The organism is Pseudarthrobacter sp. MOO14 (assembly GCF_058267675.1).
This window is the reverse complement of sequence record NZ_CM177849.1, coordinates 2,987,426-3,007,737: the sequence shown is the minus strand read 5'-3', so window position 1 is coordinate 3,007,737 and position 20,312 is coordinate 2,987,426. Positions and strand designations below refer to the sequence as shown.

General features: G+C 65.2%; 21 protein-coding genes and 1 riboswitch. Of the genes, 9 read left to right on the top strand and 12 right to left on the bottom strand.

The window, feature by feature from the left end; all coding sequences use genetic code 11:
• Window positions 1–210 precede the first annotated feature (210 nt).
• Window positions 211–1,500 carry an adenylosuccinate synthase gene (locus tag AC4EEV_RS14115; RefSeq protein WP_109045861.1) on the bottom strand — a complete coding sequence of 430 codons (1,290 nt, stop codon included), beginning with the start codon at window positions 1,498–1,500 and terminating at the stop codon, window positions 211–213.
• Window positions 1,501–1,729: 229 nt separating this feature from the next.
• Window positions 1,730–2,785 (bottom strand): M14 family zinc carboxypeptidase, encoded by a 1,056-nt coding sequence (locus tag AC4EEV_RS14110; protein ID WP_491329237.1) that lies wholly within the window; start codon window positions 2,783–2,785, stop codon window positions 1,730–1,732.
• Window positions 2,786–3,006: 221 nt separating this feature from the next.
• A riboswitch (SAM riboswitch) is annotated at window positions 3,007–3,110 on the top strand.
• 12 nt (window positions 3,111–3,122) lie between these two features.
• On the opposite strand from AC4EEV_RS14110, the gene AC4EEV_RS14105 reads away from it, so the two are divergent.
• Together AC4EEV_RS14105 and AC4EEV_RS14100 are read left to right on the top strand one after the other, a co-directional pair.
• A complete protein-coding gene (locus tag AC4EEV_RS14105; RefSeq protein WP_491329236.1) occupies window positions 3,123–4,331 on the top strand; it encodes a cobalamin-independent methionine synthase II family protein in 1,209 nt (402 codons plus the stop codon).
• Window positions 4,332–4,542: 211 nt separating this feature from the next.
• Window positions 4,543–5,175 (top strand): uracil-DNA glycosylase family protein, encoded by a 633-nt coding sequence (locus AC4EEV_RS14100; protein WP_133831134.1) that lies wholly within the window; start codon window positions 4,543–4,545, stop codon window positions 5,173–5,175.
• Between the two features lie 82 nt (window positions 5,176–5,257).
• Here AC4EEV_RS14100 and AC4EEV_RS14095 read toward each other — a convergent pair whose 3' ends face one another.
• From AC4EEV_RS14095 to AC4EEV_RS14085, 3 genes are all read right to left on the bottom strand, one after another.
• A complete protein-coding gene (locus AC4EEV_RS14095) occupies window positions 5,258–5,677 on the bottom strand; it encodes a DUF3151 domain-containing protein (RefSeq protein WP_018763129.1) in 420 nt (139 codons plus the stop codon).
• Window positions 5,678–6,697: a class II fructose-bisphosphate aldolase gene (fbaA, locus tag AC4EEV_RS14090; RefSeq protein WP_109045859.1), complete on the bottom strand. Its 1,020-nt coding sequence runs from the start codon at window positions 6,695–6,697 to the stop codon at window positions 5,678–5,680.
• 122 nt (window positions 6,698–6,819) lie between these two features.
• Entirely contained in the window at window positions 6,820–7,476 is a 657-nt protein-coding gene (locus AC4EEV_RS14085; RefSeq protein ID WP_491330891.1) for a TrmH family RNA methyltransferase, read from the bottom strand.
• A 58-nt stretch (window positions 7,477–7,534) separates the two neighbouring features.
• On the opposite strand from AC4EEV_RS14085, the gene AC4EEV_RS14080 reads away from it, so the two are divergent.
• Window positions 7,535–8,377: an HAD-IIA family hydrolase gene (locus tag AC4EEV_RS14080; RefSeq protein WP_018763126.1), complete on the top strand. Its 843-nt coding sequence runs from the start codon at window positions 7,535–7,537 to the stop codon at window positions 8,375–8,377.
• On the opposite strand, the gene AC4EEV_RS14075 is transcribed toward AC4EEV_RS14080, so the two are convergent.
• From AC4EEV_RS14075 to AC4EEV_RS14060, 4 genes are all read right to left on the bottom strand, one after another.
• The gene (locus AC4EEV_RS14075) at window positions 8,374–9,414 is read right to left on the bottom strand and encodes an alpha/beta fold hydrolase (RefSeq protein ID WP_109045856.1); all 1,041 of its coding nucleotides are present in this window, start codon (window positions 9,412–9,414) and stop codon (window positions 8,374–8,376) included. The two genes, AC4EEV_RS14080 and AC4EEV_RS14075, sit on opposite strands and share 4 nt — an antisense overlap.
• 70 nt (window positions 9,415–9,484) lie before the next feature.
• Window positions 9,485–10,108, bottom strand: coding sequence for a hypothetical protein (locus AC4EEV_RS14070; RefSeq protein ID WP_018763124.1), 624 nt, complete (start codon window positions 10,106–10,108; stop codon window positions 9,485–9,487).
• 83 nt (window positions 10,109–10,191) lie between these two features.
• Window positions 10,192–10,938: a GAF and ANTAR domain-containing protein gene (locus AC4EEV_RS14065; RefSeq protein WP_018763123.1), complete on the bottom strand. Its 747-nt coding sequence runs from the start codon at window positions 10,936–10,938 to the stop codon at window positions 10,192–10,194.
• A 62-nt stretch (window positions 10,939–11,000) separates the two neighbouring features.
• Complete coding sequence (locus AC4EEV_RS14060) at window positions 11,001–11,711, bottom strand: ArsR/SmtB family transcription factor (protein WP_109045855.1); 711 nt, start codon at window positions 11,709–11,711, stop codon at window positions 11,001–11,003.
• 25 nt (window positions 11,712–11,736) lie between these two features.
• On the opposite strand from AC4EEV_RS14060, the gene AC4EEV_RS14055 reads away from it, so the two are divergent.
• Window positions 11,737–12,423, top strand: coding sequence for a flavin reductase family protein (locus AC4EEV_RS14055; protein WP_491329235.1), 687 nt, complete (start codon window positions 11,737–11,739; stop codon window positions 12,421–12,423).
• Here the strand turns inward: AC4EEV_RS14055 and pyrE are convergent.
• Window positions 12,420–13,004 carry an orotate phosphoribosyltransferase gene (gene pyrE / locus AC4EEV_RS14050; RefSeq protein WP_018763120.1) on the bottom strand — a complete coding sequence of 195 codons (585 nt, stop codon included), beginning with the start codon at window positions 13,002–13,004 and terminating at the stop codon, window positions 12,420–12,422. The genes AC4EEV_RS14055 and pyrE overlap by 4 nt on opposite strands.
• Before the next feature lie 10 nt (window positions 13,005–13,014).
• On the bottom strand, window positions 13,015–14,292 hold the full coding sequence (locus AC4EEV_RS14045; protein ID WP_491329234.1) for an FAD-dependent oxidoreductase: 1,278 nt from the start codon (window positions 14,290–14,292) through the stop codon (window positions 13,015–13,017).
• Between the two features lie 75 nt (window positions 14,293–14,367).
• Here AC4EEV_RS14045 and nadE point away from each other — a divergent pair, with 75 nt between their 5' ends.
• Complete coding sequence (nadE, locus tag AC4EEV_RS14040; protein WP_018763118.1) at window positions 14,368–15,222, top strand: NAD(+) synthase; 855 nt, start codon at window positions 14,368–14,370, stop codon at window positions 15,220–15,222.
• On the opposite strand, the gene AC4EEV_RS14035 is transcribed toward nadE, so the two are convergent.
• Window positions 15,219–16,004 carry an IclR family transcriptional regulator gene (locus AC4EEV_RS14035; RefSeq protein ID WP_043424350.1) on the bottom strand — a complete coding sequence of 262 codons (786 nt, stop codon included), beginning with the start codon at window positions 16,002–16,004 and terminating at the stop codon, window positions 15,219–15,221. The two genes, nadE and AC4EEV_RS14035, sit on opposite strands and share 4 nt — an antisense overlap.
• Before the next feature lie 169 nt (window positions 16,005–16,173).
• Between AC4EEV_RS14035 and AC4EEV_RS14030 the strand changes: the two genes are divergently transcribed.
• Genes AC4EEV_RS14030 through AC4EEV_RS14015 form a run of 4 tightly spaced genes read left to right on the top strand, consistent with a single transcriptional unit; the run spans window position 16,174 to window position 20,286 of the window.
• Entirely contained in the window at window positions 16,174–16,905 is a 732-nt protein-coding gene (locus tag AC4EEV_RS14030) for a CoA transferase subunit A (RefSeq protein WP_491329233.1), read from the top strand.
• A gap of 35 nt (window positions 16,906–16,940) precedes the next feature.
• Window positions 16,941–18,380, top strand: a complete 1,440-nt coding sequence (locus AC4EEV_RS14025; protein WP_109045851.1) for a short-chain fatty acid transporter — start codon at window positions 16,941–16,943, stop codon at window positions 18,378–18,380.
• Window positions 18,381–18,424: 44 nt separating this feature from the next.
• Window positions 18,425–19,096, top strand: coding sequence for a CoA transferase subunit B (locus AC4EEV_RS14020; protein ID WP_109045850.1), 672 nt, complete (start codon window positions 18,425–18,427; stop codon window positions 19,094–19,096).
• Window positions 19,093–20,286, top strand: a complete 1,194-nt coding sequence (locus tag AC4EEV_RS14015; protein WP_109045849.1) for an acetyl-CoA acetyltransferase — start codon at window positions 19,093–19,095, stop codon at window positions 20,284–20,286. The genes AC4EEV_RS14020 and AC4EEV_RS14015 overlap by 4 nt, the downstream gene beginning before the upstream one ends.
• Window positions 20,287–20,312: the final 26 nt, after the last annotated feature.

The following is a 20,312-nucleotide window of genomic DNA, read 5'->3' as shown; positions in this document are numbered from 1 at the left end:
GGGTGCATCCCTGCACCGCCAAACGCATAGTGGGACCGTCCGCTGATCAGTTCAAATGGTGTTAACGAGTCTGGCCGCGGCGGCTGCAGGGGTACAAGACCAACTGCGTTAAGCCTGTGTAAATTACTGCCCACGCCCCCAAACGCCGGCGGCGGCCCACCCGCAATGGGTGGCCCGCCGCCGTCGTCTACCGTGTTCCGGAGGGACGTGTCAGTCGTTGATGAGGTCGTTCACCACGATGGTCTGGTCCCGGTCCGGGCCAACGCCAATTGCGGAGAACCGCGTGCCGGACAGCTTCTCCAGCGCCAGCACGTAGTTCCTGGCGTTTTCCGGGAGGTCCGCGAGGGTGCGGGCGCCGGTGATGTCCTCGGTCCAGCCGTCGAAGTATTCGAAGATGGGCTTGGCGTGGTGGAACTCGGTCTGCGTCATGGGCATCTCATCGTGGCGGACGCCGTCCACGTCGTAGGCCACGCACACAGGGATCTGCTCGATGCCGGTGAGCACGTCAAGTTTGGTGACGAAGTAGTCCGTGAAGCCGTTCACGCGGGAGGCGTGGCGGGCCAGGACGGCGTCGTACCAGCCGCAGCGGCGCGGGCGGCCGGTATTGACGCCGAACTCACCGCCGGTCTTCTGCAGGTACATCCCCATCTCGTCGAAGAGCTCGGTGGGGAACGGTCCGGCCCCAACGCGGGTGGTGTAAGCCTTGATGATGCCGATCGAGCGGGAGATCCGGGTAGGGCCGATGCCCGAGCCCACGGACGCGCCGCCGGCGGTGGGGTTTGAGGAGGTCACGAATGGGTAGGTGCCGTGGTCGACGTCGAGGAACGTGGCCTGGCCGCCCTCCATCAGGACCACCTTGCCCTCGTCCAGGGCGGTGTTAAGGACCAGGGTGCTGTCGATGACCAGCGGGCGGAGGCGGTCGGCAAAGGACAGGAAGTAATCAACGATCTCGTCCACCACAACGCTGCGGCGGTTGTAGACCTTGACCAGGAGCTCGTTCTTCTGGCGCAGCGAGCCTTCCACCTTCTGGCGGAGGATGGATTCGTCGAAGACGTCCTGGACACGGATGCCCAGCCTGGCCACCTTGTCCATGTAGGCGGGGCCAATGCCGCGGCCGGTGGTTCCGATGGCGCGGCTGCCGAGGAAACGTTCGGTCACCTTGTCCAGCACCTGGTGGTAGGGGGCCACCAGGTGGGCGTTGGCGGACACGCGGAGCCGCGAGGTATCGGCGCCGCGGGCCTGGAGTCCGTCGATCTCCTGGAAAAGGGCTTCGAGGTTCACCACGCAGCCATTGCCGATGATGGGCACCGCGTTGGGGCTGAGAATGCCTGCGGGCAGCAGTTTGAGTTCGTACTTTTCACCGCCTACGACGACGGTGTGCCCGGCGTTGTTCCCGCCGTTGGGCTTGACGACGTAGTCAACACGGCCGCCCAGAAGGTCGGTGGCCTTGCCTTTTCCTTCGTCGCCCCACTGGGCTCCTACGATCACAATTGCTGGCATGGGATCCTCCCCCATTCGTTCGGGCTGCCCGGGTCCGGCCGCGGGGAGCGGACCTGCGCAGCGCCGTTCATGAGAATGCCCCGAACAGACCGGCCGTCGCCGGACCGCGGGGCGGCTCAGCGATGCAAGAGTTCCGGGGCTCTTACCACCCAAGTTTAGCGGATCAGGCACTTTGTCCACTCGATGGGCCCGCCGCGGCCCCGCAAGGGACTGCGGCGGGCCTGGTCCCTTACTCGTCCTCGGCTTCCCCGGCCGGCCGGGACGTCTGTACGGCGAGAGTGTCCCAGAAGGAGGTGTCGGCGTCGGCAATGGAACCGTCCGCGATCGCCGCGGCGGTGGAGGTCAGGGTGGTGACCGTCTGCTTGATCAGGTAGCCGTTGCTCCGCTGCCCCAGCGCGTAGCCGTCCAAGTAGTGGTCCGACATGCCGCGCATCTCGAAAAGCAGGGTGGCAATGCCGTATTCCACGGATATGCCGTTGCGGCTGATGGTCTCCGCACTGCCGCCCTGGTATTTGCCCAGGTGGCCCCAGCCGGTGGAGTCCACGTTGTTGAAAACCACGGCACCAAGCCGCTTGGATTTCTCGACGACGGCGGGATCGGCGTTCGGGGTGGTGGGGTACAGGATTGACCCGGACACCAGCTTGCCGTCGCGTTCAGCGCGGGTGCCCTGGTGGTGCAGGTCGATCATGTAATCGACGCGGTACTTGCGCATCACGTTGCTGTGCAGGGCCTGGGTCTCCGGCTGGACCTTGGCCACGTGGTCCCGGTTCAGGTCCACGCCCTCCGCGTTGTAACGCGTCAGGTGGCGGTCGCCTTTGGCGAGGTAGTCGTCCAAGGAAAAATTCACGTCCCCCATGGCGCCATCGGCATTGAGCATGGGCACGATCAGGATATTGACGCCGTCCAGGATGCCGGACGACTTGCCCGTGCCCAGGTGCTTGATGAACTCCATGGCGCCCTCGGTGGTGAGCTGTTCGTTGCCATGCTGCTGGGTCAGGTAGAGGATGGTGGGCTTGGCCGGGTCAGAGATGTATTTGACCAGGTGGATATCGCGGCCCTTGACCGTCTGGCCGATCACTTCCAGCTCCATGGCCGGTTGCTTGGCGTCCTGGTCCTTCAGGAAGGAGACCATCTGACTGTACGTAGCCAGCTTGCTGGTGGTGATCTGGCCGTTGCCGCCGTAGTTGGGGCCTTCGCCAACTGCGTGGGCCATCGGGGCGGACCCGGCGAAGATGGCCAGCGCCAGCGCGCCGGATACGGCAAGGGTCCTCAAAGATTTCGTCACAGTGCGTTACCTCTTTCGAGTGCATCGGGTGCGTTCAGCCGCCATGTTCCCCATTACGGCCCGTGACAGACAGCCAACCAAGCTTGACGAAAGCTGTCAATAGACTGGACAAAACCTGGGAACGGGTTGGGCTATTGCCGGGGAGCGCCACCGCCCAACACCGATCCGCCGTATTCTGAACCGCATTTGCCCACAGGCGGTTCATGGATTTAGGTAAGAGTGGACCATCCGGAGCGGCTGAGAGACCTGGCTCAATGACGCCGCAGCAACCACGGTCCGGCAGGAAAGCTGCCGGCCGAGGTGCTACTGCCAGGACCGATGGAAGGAAGATTCCAGCTTGCCCCTCAACACCGACCATATTCGCGCCACCCACGCCGGGTCCCTGCCTCGCACCGATGAACTCATCGCAGCCAACACCGCAAAGGAATCCGACGGGATCACCCCGGCGTTCCTGGAGCTCCTGGAAGACTCCGTTGTGGGCGTGGTCCAGCGCCAGAAGGACCTGGGCATCGATATCCCCAACGACGGCGAGTACGGGCATACGATGTCCAACTCCGTGGACTACGGGGCCTGGTGGAACTACTCCTTCGCCCGGCTCGGCGGCCTGGAGCCGACCACCGTGGACCGGTGGGCTGAAGCCGAAGTCCGGCGGTCGTCCCCCGGAAACGTTGTCCTGACGTCCTTCCCCGACCGGCGGGACCGGCAGGCGTTCAATGAGGCGTACAGCGATCCCTCCTCCGGGATCTTGGCGCACCGGAAGAGCGTGTCCCAACCCAAGATCGCCGGGCCCCTGACATATACCGGCCATGACCTGGTGGCCTCGGACATCAAGAACCTGAAGACCGGGCTCGCCGCGGCAGGCCTCAGCGAAGGATTCGTGGCGTCCCTCTCCCCCGGTTCCTGCGCCCGCGTCGCCAATGAGTACTACAAGAACGATGAGGAGCTCGTCTACGCCTGCGCCGATGCGATGCGCGAGGAATACAAAGCCATCATCGACGCCGGCCTGACGGTCCAGCTCGACGATCCGTCCCTGGCCGAGAGCTGGGACCAGATCAACCCGGAGCCGTCCCTGGAGGACTACCTGAAGTTCATTCAGCTGCGCGTCGAGGCCACCAACTGGGCCTTGCGGGACCTTCCGCAGGAACAGGTCCGGCTGCACGTTTGCTGGGGCTCCTGGCATGGTCCGCACACTACGGACATCCCATTCGCCGACATCATCGGCTCAGTGCTGCAGGTCAACGCCGGCGCGTACTCCTTCGAGGCGGCCAATGTCCGCCACGAGCACGAATGGCGTGTCTGGGAGGACACCACCCTTCCTGAGGGCAAAGTCATCATCCCCGGCGTCGTCTCCCACGCCACCAATGTGGTGGAGCACCCGGACCTGGTGGCGGACCGGATTGTCCGCTTCGCCAAGCTGGTGGGACGCGAGAACGTCATCGCGTCCACCGACTGCGGCCTGGGCGGCCGGGTGCATCCGCAGATCGCCTTCGCCAAGCTGGAGGCTCTTGGCGAGGGCGCCCGCCGCGCCACCAAGCGCCTCTGGTAGTCATCCGCCCCTTCCGGGAATGACCGCCGGTCCACTGCGCCATGAATCAGGTGCGCTGGACCGGCGTTTCGTTTCCCCGGGCTTGGTAAACTGGCAAAGGCCGACCCGGAATCGGCCCACCCCAACTAACCACCGTTGATGAGCTGCGCCACCGTGCGCCCATTTTCGGCGGTGGACGCAACATCAATCCCCGCAGGAGAACCAGCCCTTCATGACCGCACTGGCCCCCGAAACATTCCACGAACAGCTCATGAGCCGCCGTTACGAGCCCAGCGTTGCCGCTGTCAACGAGCTGTGCGATTCCCTGCAGGAAGCGAAGCCCGGAACCGTGGTGCCCTACGTGGACCCCATGCACGATGTTGAGGAATGCCGCATCATCAGCCTGTACTCCAATATTGGCGAGATGGACCAGTCCGGTTTCATCACTGCCGGTGACCAGGACGCCGCGACCCGCATGCTGGGCATCCAGTGGAAGCTGGGCCTGCGCCCGGAATTCGTGATGCCCTGGAACGTCCACCCGTGGCACGTCCCGGGGGAGGCCAACGGAAAATTCACCCCGGACCAGGTGCAGGCAGGTTTGAAGCCGCTGCTGAAGTTCCTCGCCCTGGTCCCCCGCGCCTCCGTGATCGTGGCGCACGGCACGGAGGCAAACCGCCTGGCCAACCTGCTGCTGAAGACCGAAGTCCCGCTGCTGTGGCGCCGCGGCCTCAAGACCTACAAGGTCCGCTCCCTGAGTGGCCGCGCCTTCGCAGGTTCTCCGGCCCGCCAGGAGGAGTTCCTCGCGGACATGCACACGGCGTACGCCGATGCCATGGCACGCACCGGCATCGCCCACCACGCCTAGGGTTTCGACGCGGCTCAACCACCGACGACGGCAGGTCACCTTCGCTGGGAAGGTGACCTGCCGTCGTCGTAATTATTCGTATCTAGCCCTCGATGGCTGCCTTCGCCGCGGGATCGGAGTCGTTCAGGAACTTCTCGATCCGCTCCGGCTCGTCCGCTTCCCCAATCGCCGACGAAGCCCTGCCCAGCGAGTAGAGCGCACGGAGGAACCCGCGGTTTGGCTCGTGCTCCCACGGGATGGGCCCGACGCCGCGCCAGCCGTTGCGGCGCAGCGCGTCCAGTCCGCGGTGGTAGCCCACCCGGGCGTACGCGTAGGAGTCGATGGTCCGGCCCTCGGTCCACGCTTCCTCAGCCAGGATCGCCCACAACAGTGAAGACGTGGGGTGCTTTTCCACCAGGTCCAGGGCCTCGTGCCCGGCTTCCAGCTGCGCATTGACCTCGGTCTCGGCAGGCAGGAGCGTGGGCTCAGGTCCCATCAGGTTCTTGCGGAACTCATCCGACATCTAGAACGTCTTTCCGGCCGAACCGAGCTGCTTGGTGGCTTCCACCACGCGGGCCGCCAGGCCGGCTTCGGCGGAAGCGCCCCAGACGCGGGGGTCGTAGGTCTTCTTGTTGCCTACTTCGCCATCGACCTTCAGGACGCCGTCGTAGTTCTTGAACATGTGGTCGGCCACCGGGCGGGTGTAGGCGTACTGGGTGTCGGTGTCGATGTTCATCTTGATCACGCCGTAGGAGACGGCGTCGGCGATTTCCTGGTCCGAGGATCCGGAGCCGCCGTGGAACACGAGGTCGAACGGGTTGTCCTTGCCGATCTTCGCGCCCACCTGGGCCTGGATGTCCTTGAGGATCTCCGGGCGCAGCTTGACGCCGCCGGGCTTGTACACGCCGTGGACGTTGCCGAAGGTCAGTGCGGTGATGTAGCGGCCGTTTTCGCCGGCGCCCAGGGCGTCGATGGTGGCCAGGGCGTCCTCGACCGTGGTGTAAAGCTTGTCATTGATGGCGTTTTCGACGCCGTCTTCCTCGCCGCCGACCGTGCCGATCTCCACCTCGAGGATCATCTTGGCGGCAGCCGTGCGCTGGAGCAGGTCGCGGGCAATGCGCAGGTTTTCCTGCAGGGTTTCGGCGGAGCCGTCCCACATGTGGGAGTTGAAGAGCGGGTTGCGGCCGGCCTTGACCTCGGCCTCGGAAGCCTCAAGCAGCGGCAGGACAAAGCCGTCCAGCTTGTCCTTGGGGCAGTGGTCCGTGTGCAGGGCGATGTTGACGTTGTAGTTCTTGGCAACTTCGCGGGCGAAGGCTGCGAAACCCAGGGAGCCGGCAACCATGTCCTTGGTGGACGCGCCGGACCAGTAGGCGGCGCCGCCGGTGGAGACCTGCACGATGCCGTCGGACTCCGCCTCCGCGAAGCCTCGCAGTGCCGCGTTCAGCGTCTGCGAGGACGTGACGTTGACGGCGGGGAAGGCGAATCCGCCCGCCTTCGCGCGGTCGATCATCTCGGCGTAGATCTCTGGGGTTGCAATGGGCATGCTGACTCCTCTGCTGAGTTTCGTCTGTGGGTGGATGACCCTCAAGTAGACCGCTTACGGCTAGGCACCATCCTAGCCATTCCCGGGCAGGCCGGGTGTTTCGGGTCATGGGTTGGTAATACTCAGACCTGCTGGCCGAAGACGTGCCTGCGGACCCAGGCGTGCATGGCGATGGCGGCTGCGGAGGCGGCGTTAATGGACCGGGTGGAGCCAAACTGCTCGATGGACAGGGTGGCGACGGCTGCCTCGTGGACCTCCGGCGTCAGGCCCGGGCCTTCCTGTCCGAACACCAGCACGCAGTCCCGGGGCAGCTCGTAGGTCTCCAGCGGGACGGAGTCCGGGAAGATGTCGATCCCGATGATGGCGAGCCCCTCCCCGTTCGCCCACTGGACGAACTCCGCCACGGTGGGGTGGTGGCGTACGTGCTGGTAGCGGTCGGTGACCATGGCACCGCGCCGGTTCCACCGCCGTCGGCCGATGATGTGGACCTCTTTGGCGAGGAAGGCGTTGGCGGTGCGCACCACCGTGCCGATGTTGAGGTCGTGCTGCCAGTTTTCGATGGCCACGTGGAAGTTGTGCCGCCGCGAGTCCAGCTCCGCAACAATCGCCTCGTGTTTCCAGTAGCGGTACTTGTCCAGCACGTTGCGCCGGTCCCCGTCCGCCAGGAGGTCAGGGTCCCAGTGGTCGCCTTCCGGCCATTCGCCTTCCCAGGGCCCGACGCCGACCTCGGCCTTGGCGGGTTCGGCGTCCCCGGGCTCGTGGTTGGGTTCGTCGGTCATCCCGGGCGTTTGATTCACCCTTCAACACTAGACTGGACCACTGGAGCATTCATCACCGGTGGAGGTAGACGTGGCAGAAGAAGTCCAGGCAGCAGGAAACCCCGCGGTTTACCGCAGCGGCCAGGAAATTGAATGCTGGCTGACGGACATGGACGGCGTCCTGGTCCACGAGAACCAGCCGATTCCGGGCGCTGCCGAGCTGATCCAGCGCTGGGTGGATACGTCCAAGCGGTTCCTGGTGCTGACCAACAATTCGATCTTCACCCCGCGCGACCTCGCTGCCCGCCTGCGCTCCTCCGGTTTGGAGATCCCGGAGGAAAACATCTGGACCTCGGCGCTGGCCACGGCCCAGTTCCTGAAGGACCAGGTGCGCGGCTCGGAATCCGGAAACCGCGCCTACACCATCGGCGAGGCGGGTCTGACGACGGCGCTGCACGAGGCGGGCTTCATCCTCACCGACCAGGATCCGGACTTCGTAGTGCTCGGCGAGACGCGGACGTACTCCTTCGAGGCCATCACCATGGCCATCCGGCTGATCCTGGGCGGGGCGCGGTTCATCGCCACCAACCCGGATGCCACCGGCCCGTCCAAGGACGGCCCCATGCCCGCTACCGGCGCCATTGCCGCCCTGATCACCAAGGCCACCGGCCGCGAGCCGTACATTGTGGGCAAGCCGAACCCCATGATGTTCCGTTCTGCCATGAACCAGATCGACGCGCACTCCGAAACCACCGCCATGATCGGTGACCGGATGGACACGGACATCATCGCCGGCATGGAGGCGGGCCTGCACACGGTGCTGGTGCTCAGCGGCATCACGCACAAGGACGATATTGCGGCCTACCCGTTCCGGCCCAACCAGGTGCTGAACTCCGTGGCGGACCTGAAGAACCAGATCTAGAAGATACTCACCCGGGAGCCGCCCCGGGGCAAGGGGAAGTATTCATCCAGCAGCTCCGTCAGGAGGGGCCGGTAGATTTGCGGGTTCCAGCCGGGGCTGGCGTGGGCCGGCGCGGCCCCGATGGTTTGCAGGCCGCTGGAGACCATGTTGTCCTTGAACGCCACGGCCCAGGTCTCCGAGGCCGTTTCGTAGTCGACGGTCTGGTCCTTCGGGTTGCCGACATAGGCCATCTTGGCCGTTCCAAGCTGGCCCGCGAACTGGCTGCCCTCGAAGTGGTAGATGTACGCCGACTCGGTCTGGATGAGCACACTGGAGGGGGCGATCGGCGAAAGTTGTTCGAGCGTCTGGTCCAGGATCTGGCGCCAGCTCCGTTCGTCCTTGTGGATGATCCGCTCTCCAAGTTCGTAGCCGCCGCGGAGGGTGGACGGGAACCTGAAGCCGCGCTCGTACAGGAACACCACGCCGTCGAACCAGCTCTGGTCCAGGACGTCATGCGCACTGTAGGGGCTTGAGTCCAGCAGGATGAACTGCACCTGGATGCCTGCCACGGCAAGGAGCCGGGCGGCCACCTGGGTGGCCAGCATGCCGCCGAAGCTGTGCCCGTAGAAGAACAGTTTGGTGATTTTCTCCACCGCGACGTACTCGGAGATCGCGCGGACCACGTCAGTGACATCCAGGCCCAGGTTGGAATACCCGACGGCGGCGAGCCGGGCGCGCTTGTTCAGCGAGCCGCGGAGGGTGTTGAGGATCCACTGGGCCTCTTCCCAGCTGGTTTTGTACCCGGGGAAGAGGAACCAGCAGGCGTCCGGGTAGTAGGCATCGGCGAAATCATCCGCAACAGGCAGGATCTTTGTGGTTTGGCGCTGCGATTGCACTTCACGGGTCAGCAGCATGTCCGCAGCGAGCAACCCGGAGGCCCCGGCACCGGCGAGGAACGTCCGGCGGGAAAAGCGCTTAAGGGCAGCCGCCTCCGCCAGCAGCCGGGCCTGGGGGACCCCGCGCCGGTGTTGCGGACCTGTCTCCCCCTCATACGGCACACCCCTACCGTAAGCACACCTGAAGTAAACGCCGCAAGGACCGGTATGTAACCATTCCGCGACGCGGCGGTCAGCTGGCCGCCTGGCCCTCCGTGGCGGGGAACGGAGCCTGGGGTTTTTGCTGCCGGCGGGCGATTTCCAGGCCGATGTCGTTGTAGCGGCCCAGCAGGTCCGCGCCGTCGAACGCCTGCGGGTTATCCAGCAGGGCGAAGACGGAATCGCTGGCGTGGAGCAGTTCTTCGTCCGAGTACTCCGTCAGCGGGCGGCCGTAGAGTACTTCGAAGAAAATCACCGGCAACTGAGGGAGTCCCTCGGCAAAATCACCGCCGCCGGTGAACAACTCCGTGACATCGTCGTCCATGAGGAGCGGTTGGGTGGTCGACGGGCCGTCGGCATTGCGGTCGTAACTGGCGGTGACAAGCTGGAGGGTCACCCCGGCGGAGGGAAGGCCCGGCAGGGAGTTGGTGTCCATGGCGTTCAGGTCGGCGCGCAACCCGGCGAGCGCCGATGATTCGATGAGGGCAGCCTGCGAAAGATCAACACAAATGCGGCAACGCAGGCCCATCCGCCGGACGCGTCGAATGATGTGGACGAGTTCCGCACGGGTGTCGTGGCGAAGGGTTCCCCGGACTTCAATCCGGACGATGTCAGCTGAGACATCGAGGTCAACTAGTGCGTCAAGCGCGCGGTCCATAGGTACTCCAAAAGAGGTTCTATGGCCGACGGCTCAACCTCCGCAAGCGTAACCTCCAGCGGGAGCCCCGCACAAGCCGTCCCTCAGGCGCTCTGGCCCGGCCTGACGCTTCCCGGCTCCTGGTAGTGGGTGTGCGCGCCTGCCCCGCCGACGGAATCCACCAGCGACCTGGCGATGTCGCGCAACTTGGTGTTGCTGTTGCTGGACGCCTCCGTGAGGATTTCGACGGCGGCCGCCTGGCTGCAGCGGTTTTGCGCCATGACAATGCCAATGGCGATGTCGATGATGGTCCGCGATTCCAGGGTGGCGCGGAGATTTGAGGCGCTGTCCGCATGCAGTGAGAACCTGACCGCGAGGCGCAGTGCCTGCGAAATCTCCCTGGTGAAGTCCCGCGCACGGGCAGCCGCCCCGCCATCGAACTTGTGCGGGACGTCGGAATAGAGGTTCAAGGCAGCCTTGGCCTCGCCCTGCAGGTTGAAGGGCAGGGAAAGCACCGAACGCAGCCCGTGGGACGCAACAGCGTTGGCGTAGTCCGGCCCCCACCGGTCCTCCTCGAAAAGGTCCGGAACATAGACCTCACGTTCGTCCTTTGCCGCGGTAAGGCACGGCCCTTGGGACAGGGAGTACTGGATTTCATCCACTTCCCGGGCCGAGTCACTGCTCCAGCCGATCGTGGCTGCCTTCCGGTCACGGAGCAGTGTGATTCCGCACAGGGCGTCGTCGCCGTCGCCTGCCATCTGGTGCGCGGAAAACCGCGCAAGCTCGTTGAGGAAGTCCTCAAAGTCAGCGCTGTCCAGAATCAGGTTCTGGACCTTGTCGGTAGCGCTCAAAGGTTGTTCTTGGGTGGGCAAGTGTAGGGTCTCCAAGCAACTGAAGGGTGATAAGGCAAATATTAGGTCACCCGCTGGCCCTGACCAAGTGCGGACCCCAGTCCGAACCGACGCAATTCTTCGGAGCCGAAGGCGGTCAGTCGGACGGAGCGCGGGTGTGAGCCACGGATCAACCAGCCCCGGTCCAGCGCGCCTGCTGCGAACAGTTCGGCAAAAAGTCCGGCCGCGTGGTCTACCCGTTCGGTCCAGTCCAGGCATGGCCGTGCCAGCGCACGGGTGGGGTTCTCCGGTAACGGCATCCCAACGTCGCGGGCCCAGGTCCGGCCGTTGCCAGTAACCGTCCAGTCGGATGAGAGGAGCCCTTTGTCCAGCCAGGTCCGGGTCACTGCAACTCCGAGGGCCCCGGCCAGGTGGCGGTAACAGGTCCGGCCCTGTTGCAGTTCATGGTTATGTTTCTGAGCCCGGAAGGACCGGGGCACCACGGGTTCTGCATGCGGGCTCAGCCGGACCAGCGCCTCCACCGCGTCGGCCACGTTCCGGTTCTTCAGCCTCACATACCTGTGCCGCCCCTGGCGGACGTCCTCGACCAACCCCGCGTCAGTGAGTTTGTTAAGGTGCACCGTGGCGGTCCCGCGGGTGATGCCGGCGCTCTCCGCCAGTTCCGCCGCGGTCCATGCCCGCGCGTCCATGAGGGAGATCAGCATCCTGGCCCTCGACTCCTCAGCCATGGCCCGTGCCGTCAAAGCCAAGTCATCTGCCCAGAGTGGTGCCATGCTCCAATAGTTCCACGGAGATGGTTTGACCGGCACCAAACTGTTGAGGGGCGACTATTGGGGCATGTTCACCGCCATCACCCCGGGCGCCCACTACTTTGGCTCCCTCGTTGTCCTTTTGACCACCGCGAACCCCGATGGCAGCACGAACATCACACCCATATCCTCTGCATGGTCCCTGGGGGACCACTACGTCCTGGGGCTCGGCACCGCCAACCAGGGCCACGCGAATTTGATGCGGAGCCGCGAAGTTGTACTCAACCTTCCGGAGGCGCGCCTGGCCGGGAAAATAGAGCAGATTGCCATGACTACTGGAATGGACCCGGTACCGCCCCAGAAGAAGCGGCTGTACCGGTACGTACCCGACAAATGGGCCCTTACCGGCTGGACGAGCCTTCCGAGCATGGAAGTTTCGCCGCTCCGGATCGCCGAATGCCCCGTCCACATTGAGGCAACGCTGGAAAACAGTCTGGCCCTGGACACGGATATGGAGGCCATGCACGTCCGGGTGCGCAAAGTCCACGTCAGGGAGGACCTTGCCCTCGACGCACGACATGTGGACGTCGGCGCATGGCAACCGCTGTTCTATACGTTCCGCCACTATTTCGGGCAGGGCCACCACTTTGGATCCAACACCAGGGCGGAGCAGCGGCTGCCGGAGCCGGCCGGACGTCCAGGGCAGCGCCCTGCGGCCGCCCTTACCAGGTACTAGGCAAGGCCAAGCTCGTCCTTGCCAAACGCGAACAGGTAGGGAACACCCGTTTCAGCCTCGATCTTCTCCTTGGCGCCGGTGTCGCGGTCAACGATCACGGCAACGGCCACTACGTTCCCCCCAGCCTTCCGCACGCCTTCCACTGCCGTCAGCGCCGACCCTCCGGTGGTGGACGTATCCTCCAGGACCAGCACCTTCCGACCTTCGACGGACGGGCCCTCCACCTGGCGGCCCATGCCGTAAGACTTCTGGGCTTTGCGGACCACGAAAGCGTCAACGGACCGGCCTGCGTCAACCGCGGCGTGCATCACCGCGGTACCGACCGGGTCTGCGCCCATAGTGAGCCCGCCTGCGCACTCAAAGTCGATCCCGGCGTCGTCAGCCAGGGCCAACATCACCTGGCCCACCAGCTTGGAGGCTTCGTGGTGCAGGGTGATCCTGCGCAGGTCGATGTAGTAGTCGGCCTCGGCCCCGCTGGAAAGGATCACCTTGCCGCGGACAACCGCGAGTTCCTTGATCAGTTCGAGCAGTCGGGCGCGGGCAGCGGCAGCGTCAGGCGCAGCGTGAGTGGGCGAAGTCATGGGCTCCAGTTTAGTGGGTGAGCGGGCGGGCAAAGCCTGGCGCGTGCTCCGGAAGCGGACCGAAAGCGATGACCCGGGGCAGGATCCGCCTCAAGACCGGGTTGTGCCTGATAGCGAACAGCAGCGCCTGGCGGAGCCTGGACGTGTTTCCGGCTGCATCGGCTGAAGGAAATTTCCCGGCGAACAACGGAACGAACACGGCCCGGTGCATGATCCGCTGCACGGTTTGCACCACCACGGTGGGCATCCAGCGGCGGCGCTGGACCGCAGCAAGGGTGGCGGTGCGCACCTGTCCGCGGCGCAGGTCCGGCGCCAGCCGCTTCGCCGCTGCCACCGCGTCCTGGATGGCCAGGTTGATTCCTACGCCCCCGGCCGGGGACATGGCATGCGCGGCATCCCCGATGCAGAGGAAACCGCCGGCATACCACCGGCGCAGGCGGTTCAGCCTGACATCGAGCCAGTGCAGGTCTTCCACACTGCTGATCGAACCGACGGTGTCCGCCAGGTCGGGTCGGAGTGCGGCCACCCGTCGGCGGAACCGCTCCACACCTTCGGCCCGGATCCTGGCGTCCGCGCCCTTCGGGGCGAGGTAGCCCATCTGGTAGTAGTCAGTGCGGTTCAGTGCAATCATCGCTTCCCGGTCACCTATGGCCGGGACCACCCCGGCCGCCCCAGTCCTTCCTGGCGTCCGGCGCGGAAGTTTGAACCACCACACATCAAACGGCACCGGATACTCCTTCGGGGACAACCCCGCGGCCCGGCGCAGCACCGACTGCCGGCCATCAGCCGCCACCACTACGTCGGCGTGAAGCACCTGCTCCCCGCCGGCCGCGGTATCGCCGGCGGACCGGTAGCGCACCGCGGTGACGCGTCCGCCGTCGTCGAACTCCAATCCCGTGGCTTCGCATTCCATCAGGAGGGTGAATCTCGGTTCAGCCTTGGCGGCGGATGCAAGGAAATCCAGGAAGTCCCACTGCGGCATCATGGCCACATAGTTGTACGGGGGTTTCAAGGAGTCGAAGTCAGCCAGGGTAACCAGGCCGGCGCCCGGCACCGGGAATGCCACATTTTGCAGGCGGCTCTGCGGCAGGGCACGGAATCCGGGGCCAAGGCCCAGCTCGTCCATCAGCCGGATCGTGGAAGCATGCACCGTGTCGCCGCGGAAATCCCGCAGGAAGTCGCCGTGTTTTTCCAGGACAACCACGTCCACCCCGGCCCTGGCCAGCAACAGGCCGAGCATCATTCCCGCCGGGCCACCGCCTACCACTGCACACCCCGTCCGTTCCATGCAGTTACGCTACGCCGGGCGCCGCGCGTCCGGAACAGTTGAGGGTTGTTGACAGCGCTGGCTAGGCTGGACCACATGCGCGAACTCCAGGCCAAGATCATTGAAGAAATGGGCGTTCTGCCCCGGATCGACCCCGCAGGGGAGGTGCGCAAGCGCGTCACATTCCTGAAGGAATACCTGAAGGCAACGCATACCAAGGGCTTCGTCCTGGGCATTTCCGGCGGGCTGGATTCCTCCTTGGCCGGGCGCCTTGCGCAGCTGGCGGTGGAGGAACTCCAGGCCGAGGGCGTGGAAGCGAACTTCGTGGCTGTACGGCTGCCGTACGGCGTGCAGCATGATGAGGATGACGCGCAGGCAGCCCTGGACTTCATCAAGGCCAAGACCGAGTGGACCTTCAACATCTCCGCAGCGGTTGACGGTTTCGAGGACGAGTTCGAAAAAACGGTGGGCTCGGAGATTTCCGATTTCCACAAGGGCAACACGAAGGCCCGCACCCGCATGATCGCCCAGTACGCACTGGCTGGGGAATTCAACTACCTGGTGATCGGCACAGACCACGGCGCCGAATCCGTGACCGGCTTCTTCACCAAGTACGGCGACGGCGGCGCGGACATCCTGCCCCTGTTCGGCCTCAACAAGCGGCAGAACAGGGCCCTGTTGGCCGAACTGGGAGCGCCGGCCCGCATCTGGGAGAAGGTGCCCACCGCCGACCTCCTCGATGACCGTCCTGGCCGTACTGACGAAGACGAACTCGGCATCAGCTACGACCAGATCGACGACTACCTCGAAGGCCGCGACGTTCCGGAAACAGTGGCCGAATCGATCGAACAGAAGTTCCTCCGCACCCGGCACAAGCGCACGGTTCCGGTGACCATCTTTGACACCTGGTGGAAGGACCAGGGCCCGGAGGAGCCCCGCGCCGGACTCTAGCGGGTACGCCGCCTGTCCGCGCCGCCCAGCTGCTGCGTAATCCGGTGCGCCTCCGCCATCAGCAGGCCACCAAGTTCCTCCTGCCGTTCGGGTTTGAAGCGCGGCTCGATGCCGGTCAACGACAAAGCCCAGGCCGGCTTGCCGGATCGGTCGAACACCGCCGCACCCATCCCCCAGCTTCCCTCCAGGACCAGCCCGGGGTTTACCGAGTAGCCGGCCAGCCGTGTGCGGGCAAGGTTTTTCCGGACCAAGGCGGCGGTGTGGTTTGCCGCGAATGCCCCCGCGTGGTCAGTCCACCGGTCCAGCAGTTCCTCCTGCTCGCTTTCCGGCAGGAAGGCCAGGATGGCCGTGCCGGCCGACGCAACACCCAGCGGGAACCGCACGCCCTCGTGCAGGACGAAGGAACGCACGGGGAAACTTCCTTCCTCGCGCAGCAGGCAGACCGTCTCAGCGCCGCGCCGGATCGAAAAGAAGGCGCTCTCTCCCGTGGCCTCGGCAAGTCGTCGAAGGCTGGGGCGGGCAATGTCCTCCATCGGAAAGCGTGCCGCGGCCACGGACCCCATGAGCAGCACCTCCGGGCCGAGCACCCAGTTGCCGGTGGTGGGATCGTGGTCCAGCAGGCCTTCAGCGGCAAGGGAGGAAAGGAGTCGGTGGACCGTGGGGCGGGTGAGTCCTGATTCGCGCACCAGCCCGGCCAGCGGCATGCCCTCCGCGCTTCGACCTACCAGCCGCAGCAGCCCGGCAATCCGCGTCACCACCTGGGCGCCCTGCACCGGCGTCATGGTCACAAACCCTCCTAATGTCCACAATATGGATACGTTTGAGCATATCGTCCACACTGTAATTCCCTGGCATTGTTTCCTTGACAGGTTCAATGAGCCGCCCGTAGTCTCCGGAAGCAGATCCTGCGTCCACTAAGTGGACGTTTACTGCTCTCAACGAGGAGACGTCATGAACAAACTCCAGCCTTCTGCCATCGCAGCCCTGGCGGGCGCGCTTCGGGACGGGATGACCCTCGCCGTGGGCGGCTTTGGCCTCAGCGGCATCCCCACTGACCTGATCGAAGCCGTGCGCGGCTCCGGCGTCAAGGACCTCACCGTCGTCTCGAACAACATGGGCGTGGACGGCAAGGGCCTGGGCATCCTGATCGAAGCCGGCCAGGTCCGCAAGGTCATCGCCTCCTACGTTGGCGAGAACAAGCTCTTCGCGGAGCAGTACCTCGCAGGGAAACTCGAGGTTGAGTTCACCCCGCAGGGAACACTGGCGGAACGCCTCCGCGCCGCCGGCGCCGGCATTTCGGCGTTCTACACCAAAACAGGTGTGGGCACCCTGGTGGCCGAGGGCAAGCCGCATGAGGTGTTCGACGGCGAGACTTTCGTCCAGGAGCGCGCCATCAAGGCCGACGTCGCACTGGTCCACGCGCACACCGCGGACACGGACGGCAACCTCACCTACCGTTTCACTGCCCGGAACTTCAACCCGGTGGTGGCCACCGCAGCGGTCCTCACCATCGCCGAAGCGGAAGTCATCGTCTCCCCCGGCGAACTGGACCCGAACCACATCGTCACCCCCGGGGTCTTTGTCCAGCGGTTGGTCCAGGCCACGGCCCGGGTAAAGGACATCGAGCAGCGGACGGTACGCCAGCGCACTGTGGCTGCCGGCGCCGAAGCGCTGGCCGTCTGAGCCGGGGCCGGGAACTCAAGGGAGAGCACCACCTTATGACCACCACGCAACCCGATGACCTCGATATCCGCCAGAAAGGCCTGGCCCGGATGGCGGAGAGGCTGGCCGGATGGACACAGAAATGGTTCCCTGACGCGTACATCTTCGCCCTGGCAGGGGTGCTGCTCGTCGCCGTCGCAGCGTTGGCGGCAGGCGCTTCGCCCAAAGCCGTGGTGGATTCCTTCGGCAACGGATTCTGGGACCTCACCGCTTTCACCCTCCAGATGTCAATGGTTGTCCTGACCGGTTACGTCGTGGCAACCTCGCCCCCGGTGGCCCGGCTGATTGAACGCCTGGCCCAGGTTCCCGGCTCCGCGCGGACCGCCGTCAGCTTTGTTGCCGTGATGTCCATGTCGGTGTCGTTCGTGAACTGGGGTTTGAGCCTGATCTTCGGCGGCCTCCTGGCGCGTGCCGTGGCCCGCCGGGGGGACCTTCACGTCGACTACCGGGCCCTCGGCGCGGCGGCGTTCATGGGGCTGGGCGCAGTCTGGGCGCTGGGGATGTCCTCCTCCGCGGCCCAGCTCCAGGCAACCAAGGCTTCCATTCCGCCGGCGCTCCTGAAGATCACCGGCGTCCTGGACTTCGGCACCACCATCTTCACCTGGCAGTCCCTGCTGACCCTGGTCATCCTGATGCTGCTGACCACCGTCATTGCCCACTTCTCCGCCCCCACGGGCGGCGCCGTCAAAACCGCGGCCGACCTCGGCGTCGACCTTGATGACCAGCCCGAACCGCCGGCCGAAAAGTCGCGCCCCGGCGAGTGGCTCGAATACAGCAGGGTCCTGCCCATCCTGGCGGGGGTGCTCACCCTCGGCTGGCTGGTGTCCCAGCTCCTGACCCTGCCCATCCTGAGCGTGGTCAGTTCACTGAACGGCTACCTGCTGGTCTTCCTGATGCTGGGGCTGGTGCTGCACGGAACCCCGCGCAAATTCCTCCAGTCCGTGACCAAGGCCGTGCCCGCAACCGCAGGCATTTTGGTCCAGTTTCCGCTCTATGCGGCAATGGCGGCCATCCTCACCAAAGCGACGGGCGCGGGCGGCCTCTCGGTGTCCGAGCATCTGGCCCATTTCTTCACCAGCATCGGCGGCAACGGGGCGTTCGCGGTCATCATCGCCCTTTACACGGCCTTCCTGGGGATGTTCGTCCCTTCCGGCGGAGGCAAGTGGCTGGTCGAGGCACCCTACGTCATGCAATCCGCGACGGACGTAAACATGAACCTTGGCTGGACCGTGCAGATCTACAACATGGCCGAGGCCCTGCCCAACCTCATCAACCCGTTCTTCATGCTGCCGCTGCTGGCCGTCTTGGGCCTGCGCGCCCGGGACCTGGTGGGCTTCACGTTCCAGCAGTTCCTGTTCCACCTGCCGGTTGTGCTGCTGTTGGCCTGGCTGCTGGGAATGACATTCGAATTCGTGCCGCCGGTAATACCCAACTGACTACAGACACCCGAATACTGCGAGAAGGAAAAAGGAGTTTCGCCATGGCCTGGACCAGGGATGAGATGGCTGCGATTGCGGCCGGGGAACTGAATGACGGCGACTACGTCAACCTGGGGATCGGCATCCCCACACTGGTGGCCAACAACCTGCCCGAGGGCGTGCGGGTGGTGCTGCAGAGCGAGAACGGGCTGCTGGGCATGGGGCCGTTCCCGCTCGAGGGCGAAGAGGACGCGGACCTGATCAACGCCGGCAAGCAGACCGTCACGGTGTTGCCCGGCGGCAGCATCTTCGATTCCGCCACTTCGTTCGGCATGATCCGCGGGGGCCATGTCAAGGTGGCGATCCTGGGCGCCATGCAGGTCTCCGGCGATGGTGACCTGGCCAACTGGACCATCCCGGGCAAGATGGTCAAAGGCATGGGCGGCGCCATGGACCTGGTGGCCGGAACACCGCGCGTGGTGGTCCTGACCGAACACAACGCCAAGGACGGCAGCGCCAAGATCGTCAGCCAATGCACCCTCCCGCTGACGGGGCTCAGCTGCGTGGACCGGATCATCAGCGACCTCGCCGTGTTTGACCTTTACAAAACGGACGACGGCGGACGGCAGCTCACGCTGACCCGGCTGGCGCCAGGCGTCACCGAAGAGGAGATCCGGGAAAAGACCGACGCCGGCTTCGATGTCCGGCTTGAGAACGAGGAAGTGGCAGCGTGAGCCTGAAAGACCAGTTCGGCAAGGATGTCCTGATCACCGGCTGGGGGCACAGCAGGTTTGGCAAGCTGGCGGACGAGACCCTCGAATCGCTGATTGTCCAGGTGGCCACGGACGCCATCAGCACCGCAGGCGTCGAACCGTCGCAGATCGACGAGGTCTACGTGGGCCAGTTCAACGCCGGCATGATGCCGCTGGCCTTCCCCTCGTCACTGGCCCTGCAGGTTTCCCCGGACCTGGCCAACGTCCCGGCCACCCGTGTGGAGAACGCGTGCGCTTCCGGCTCGGCCGCCTTCCAGCAGGGCACCAAGTCGCTGCTGGCCGGTACCGCAAAAACGGTCCTGGTGATCGGCGCGGAAAAGATGACCCACGCCGGGGCAGACGTGGTGGGCGCCGCGCTTCTCGGGGCGGACTACGACATGGCCGGGAAACAGTCCACCACAGGTTTCACCGGGCTCTTCGCCGAGGTGGCAAAACACTACGCCAAGCGCTACGACGCCGCCGGCAGCCTGGGAGACATACTGGGCAGCATCGCAGCGAAGAACCACCGCAACGGCGTGGACAACCCCTACGCCCAGCTCCGCAAGGACCTTGGCGAGGAGTTCTGCCGGACCGTCTCAGACAAGAACCCGATGGTGGCCGACCCGCTGCGCCGCACCGACTGCTCCCCCGTCTCGGACGGTGCAGCCGCCGTCGTGCTGTCTGTCTCCCCCACCGGCGGTGCCACGGCTCCGGTACGGCTTGCCGGCTTCGGCCAAGCCAACGACTTCTTCCCCACCGACCGCCGCGACCCCACGGCGTTCGAGGCCACCCGGGCCTCCTGGCAGCGCGCCCTGGCGATGGCCGGCGTCGGGCTCGAAGACCTGGACCTGGCCGAAGTCCATGACTGCTTCACCATCGCGGAACTGCTCATGTACGAAGCCATGGGCCTGACAGCCCCCGGCGAAGGCGCCCGGGCTCTTGAGGAAGGCTGGGTGTACAAGGACGGCAAGCTGCCGGTCAACGTCTCCGGCGGACTCAAGGCCAAGGGCCATCCGGTGGGCGCCACGGGAGTCTCGCAGCATGTGCTCGCTGCGATGCAGCTCACCGGGACCGCCGGCGATATGCAGCTGGCGGCCCCGCGCAGGGCTGCGGTGCAGAACATGGGCGGCGTCGGCATCGCCAACTACGTCAGCATCCTTGAGGCTGCCTGACATAGCGCACGGGGGCAGCCCCGTCC

Coding starts and splice junctions, on each gene's coding strand:
- AC4EEV_RS14115 (WP_109045861.1), bottom strand. CDS start 1,500: ATGCCAGCAATTGTGATCGTAGGAGCCCAGTGGGGCGACGAAGGAAAA.
- AC4EEV_RS14100 (WP_133831134.1), top strand. CDS start 4,543: ATGACCGCACTGGCCCCCGAAACATTCCACGAACAGCTCATGAGCCGC.
- AC4EEV_RS14095 (WP_018763129.1), bottom strand. CDS start 5,677: ATGTCGGATGAGTTCCGCAAGAACCTGATGGGACCTGAGCCCACGCTC.
- fbaA (WP_109045859.1), bottom strand. CDS start 6,697: ATGCCCATTGCAACCCCAGAGATCTACGCCGAGATGATCGACCGCGCG.
- AC4EEV_RS14085 (WP_491330891.1), bottom strand. CDS start 7,476: ATGACCGACGAACCCAACCACGAGCCCGGGGACGCCGAACCCGCCAAG.
- AC4EEV_RS14070 (WP_018763124.1), bottom strand. CDS start 10,108: ATGGACCGCGCGCTTGACGCACTAGTTGACCTCGATGTCTCAGCTGAC.
- AC4EEV_RS14060 (WP_109045855.1), bottom strand. CDS start 11,711: ATGGCACCACTCTGGGCAGATGACTTGGCTTTGACGGCACGGGCCATG.
- pyrE (WP_018763120.1), bottom strand. CDS start 13,004: ATGACTTCGCCCACTCACGCTGCGCCTGACGCTGCCGCTGCCCGCGCC.
- AC4EEV_RS14045 (WP_491329234.1), bottom strand. CDS start 14,292: ATGGAACGGACGGGGTGTGCAGTGGTAGGCGGTGGCCCGGCGGGAATG.
- nadE (WP_018763118.1), top strand. CDS start 14,368: ATGCGCGAACTCCAGGCCAAGATCATTGAAGAAATGGGCGTTCTGCCC.
- AC4EEV_RS14035 (WP_043424350.1), bottom strand. CDS start 16,004: ATGACGCCGGTGCAGGGCGCCCAGGTGGTGACGCGGATTGCCGGGCTG.
- AC4EEV_RS14030 (WP_491329233.1), top strand. CDS start 16,174: ATGAACAAACTCCAGCCTTCTGCCATCGCAGCCCTGGCGGGCGCGCTT.
- AC4EEV_RS14025 (WP_109045851.1), top strand. CDS start 16,941: ATGACCACCACGCAACCCGATGACCTCGATATCCGCCAGAAAGGCCTG.
- AC4EEV_RS14020 (WP_109045850.1), top strand. CDS start 18,425: ATGGCCTGGACCAGGGATGAGATGGCTGCGATTGCGGCCGGGGAACTG.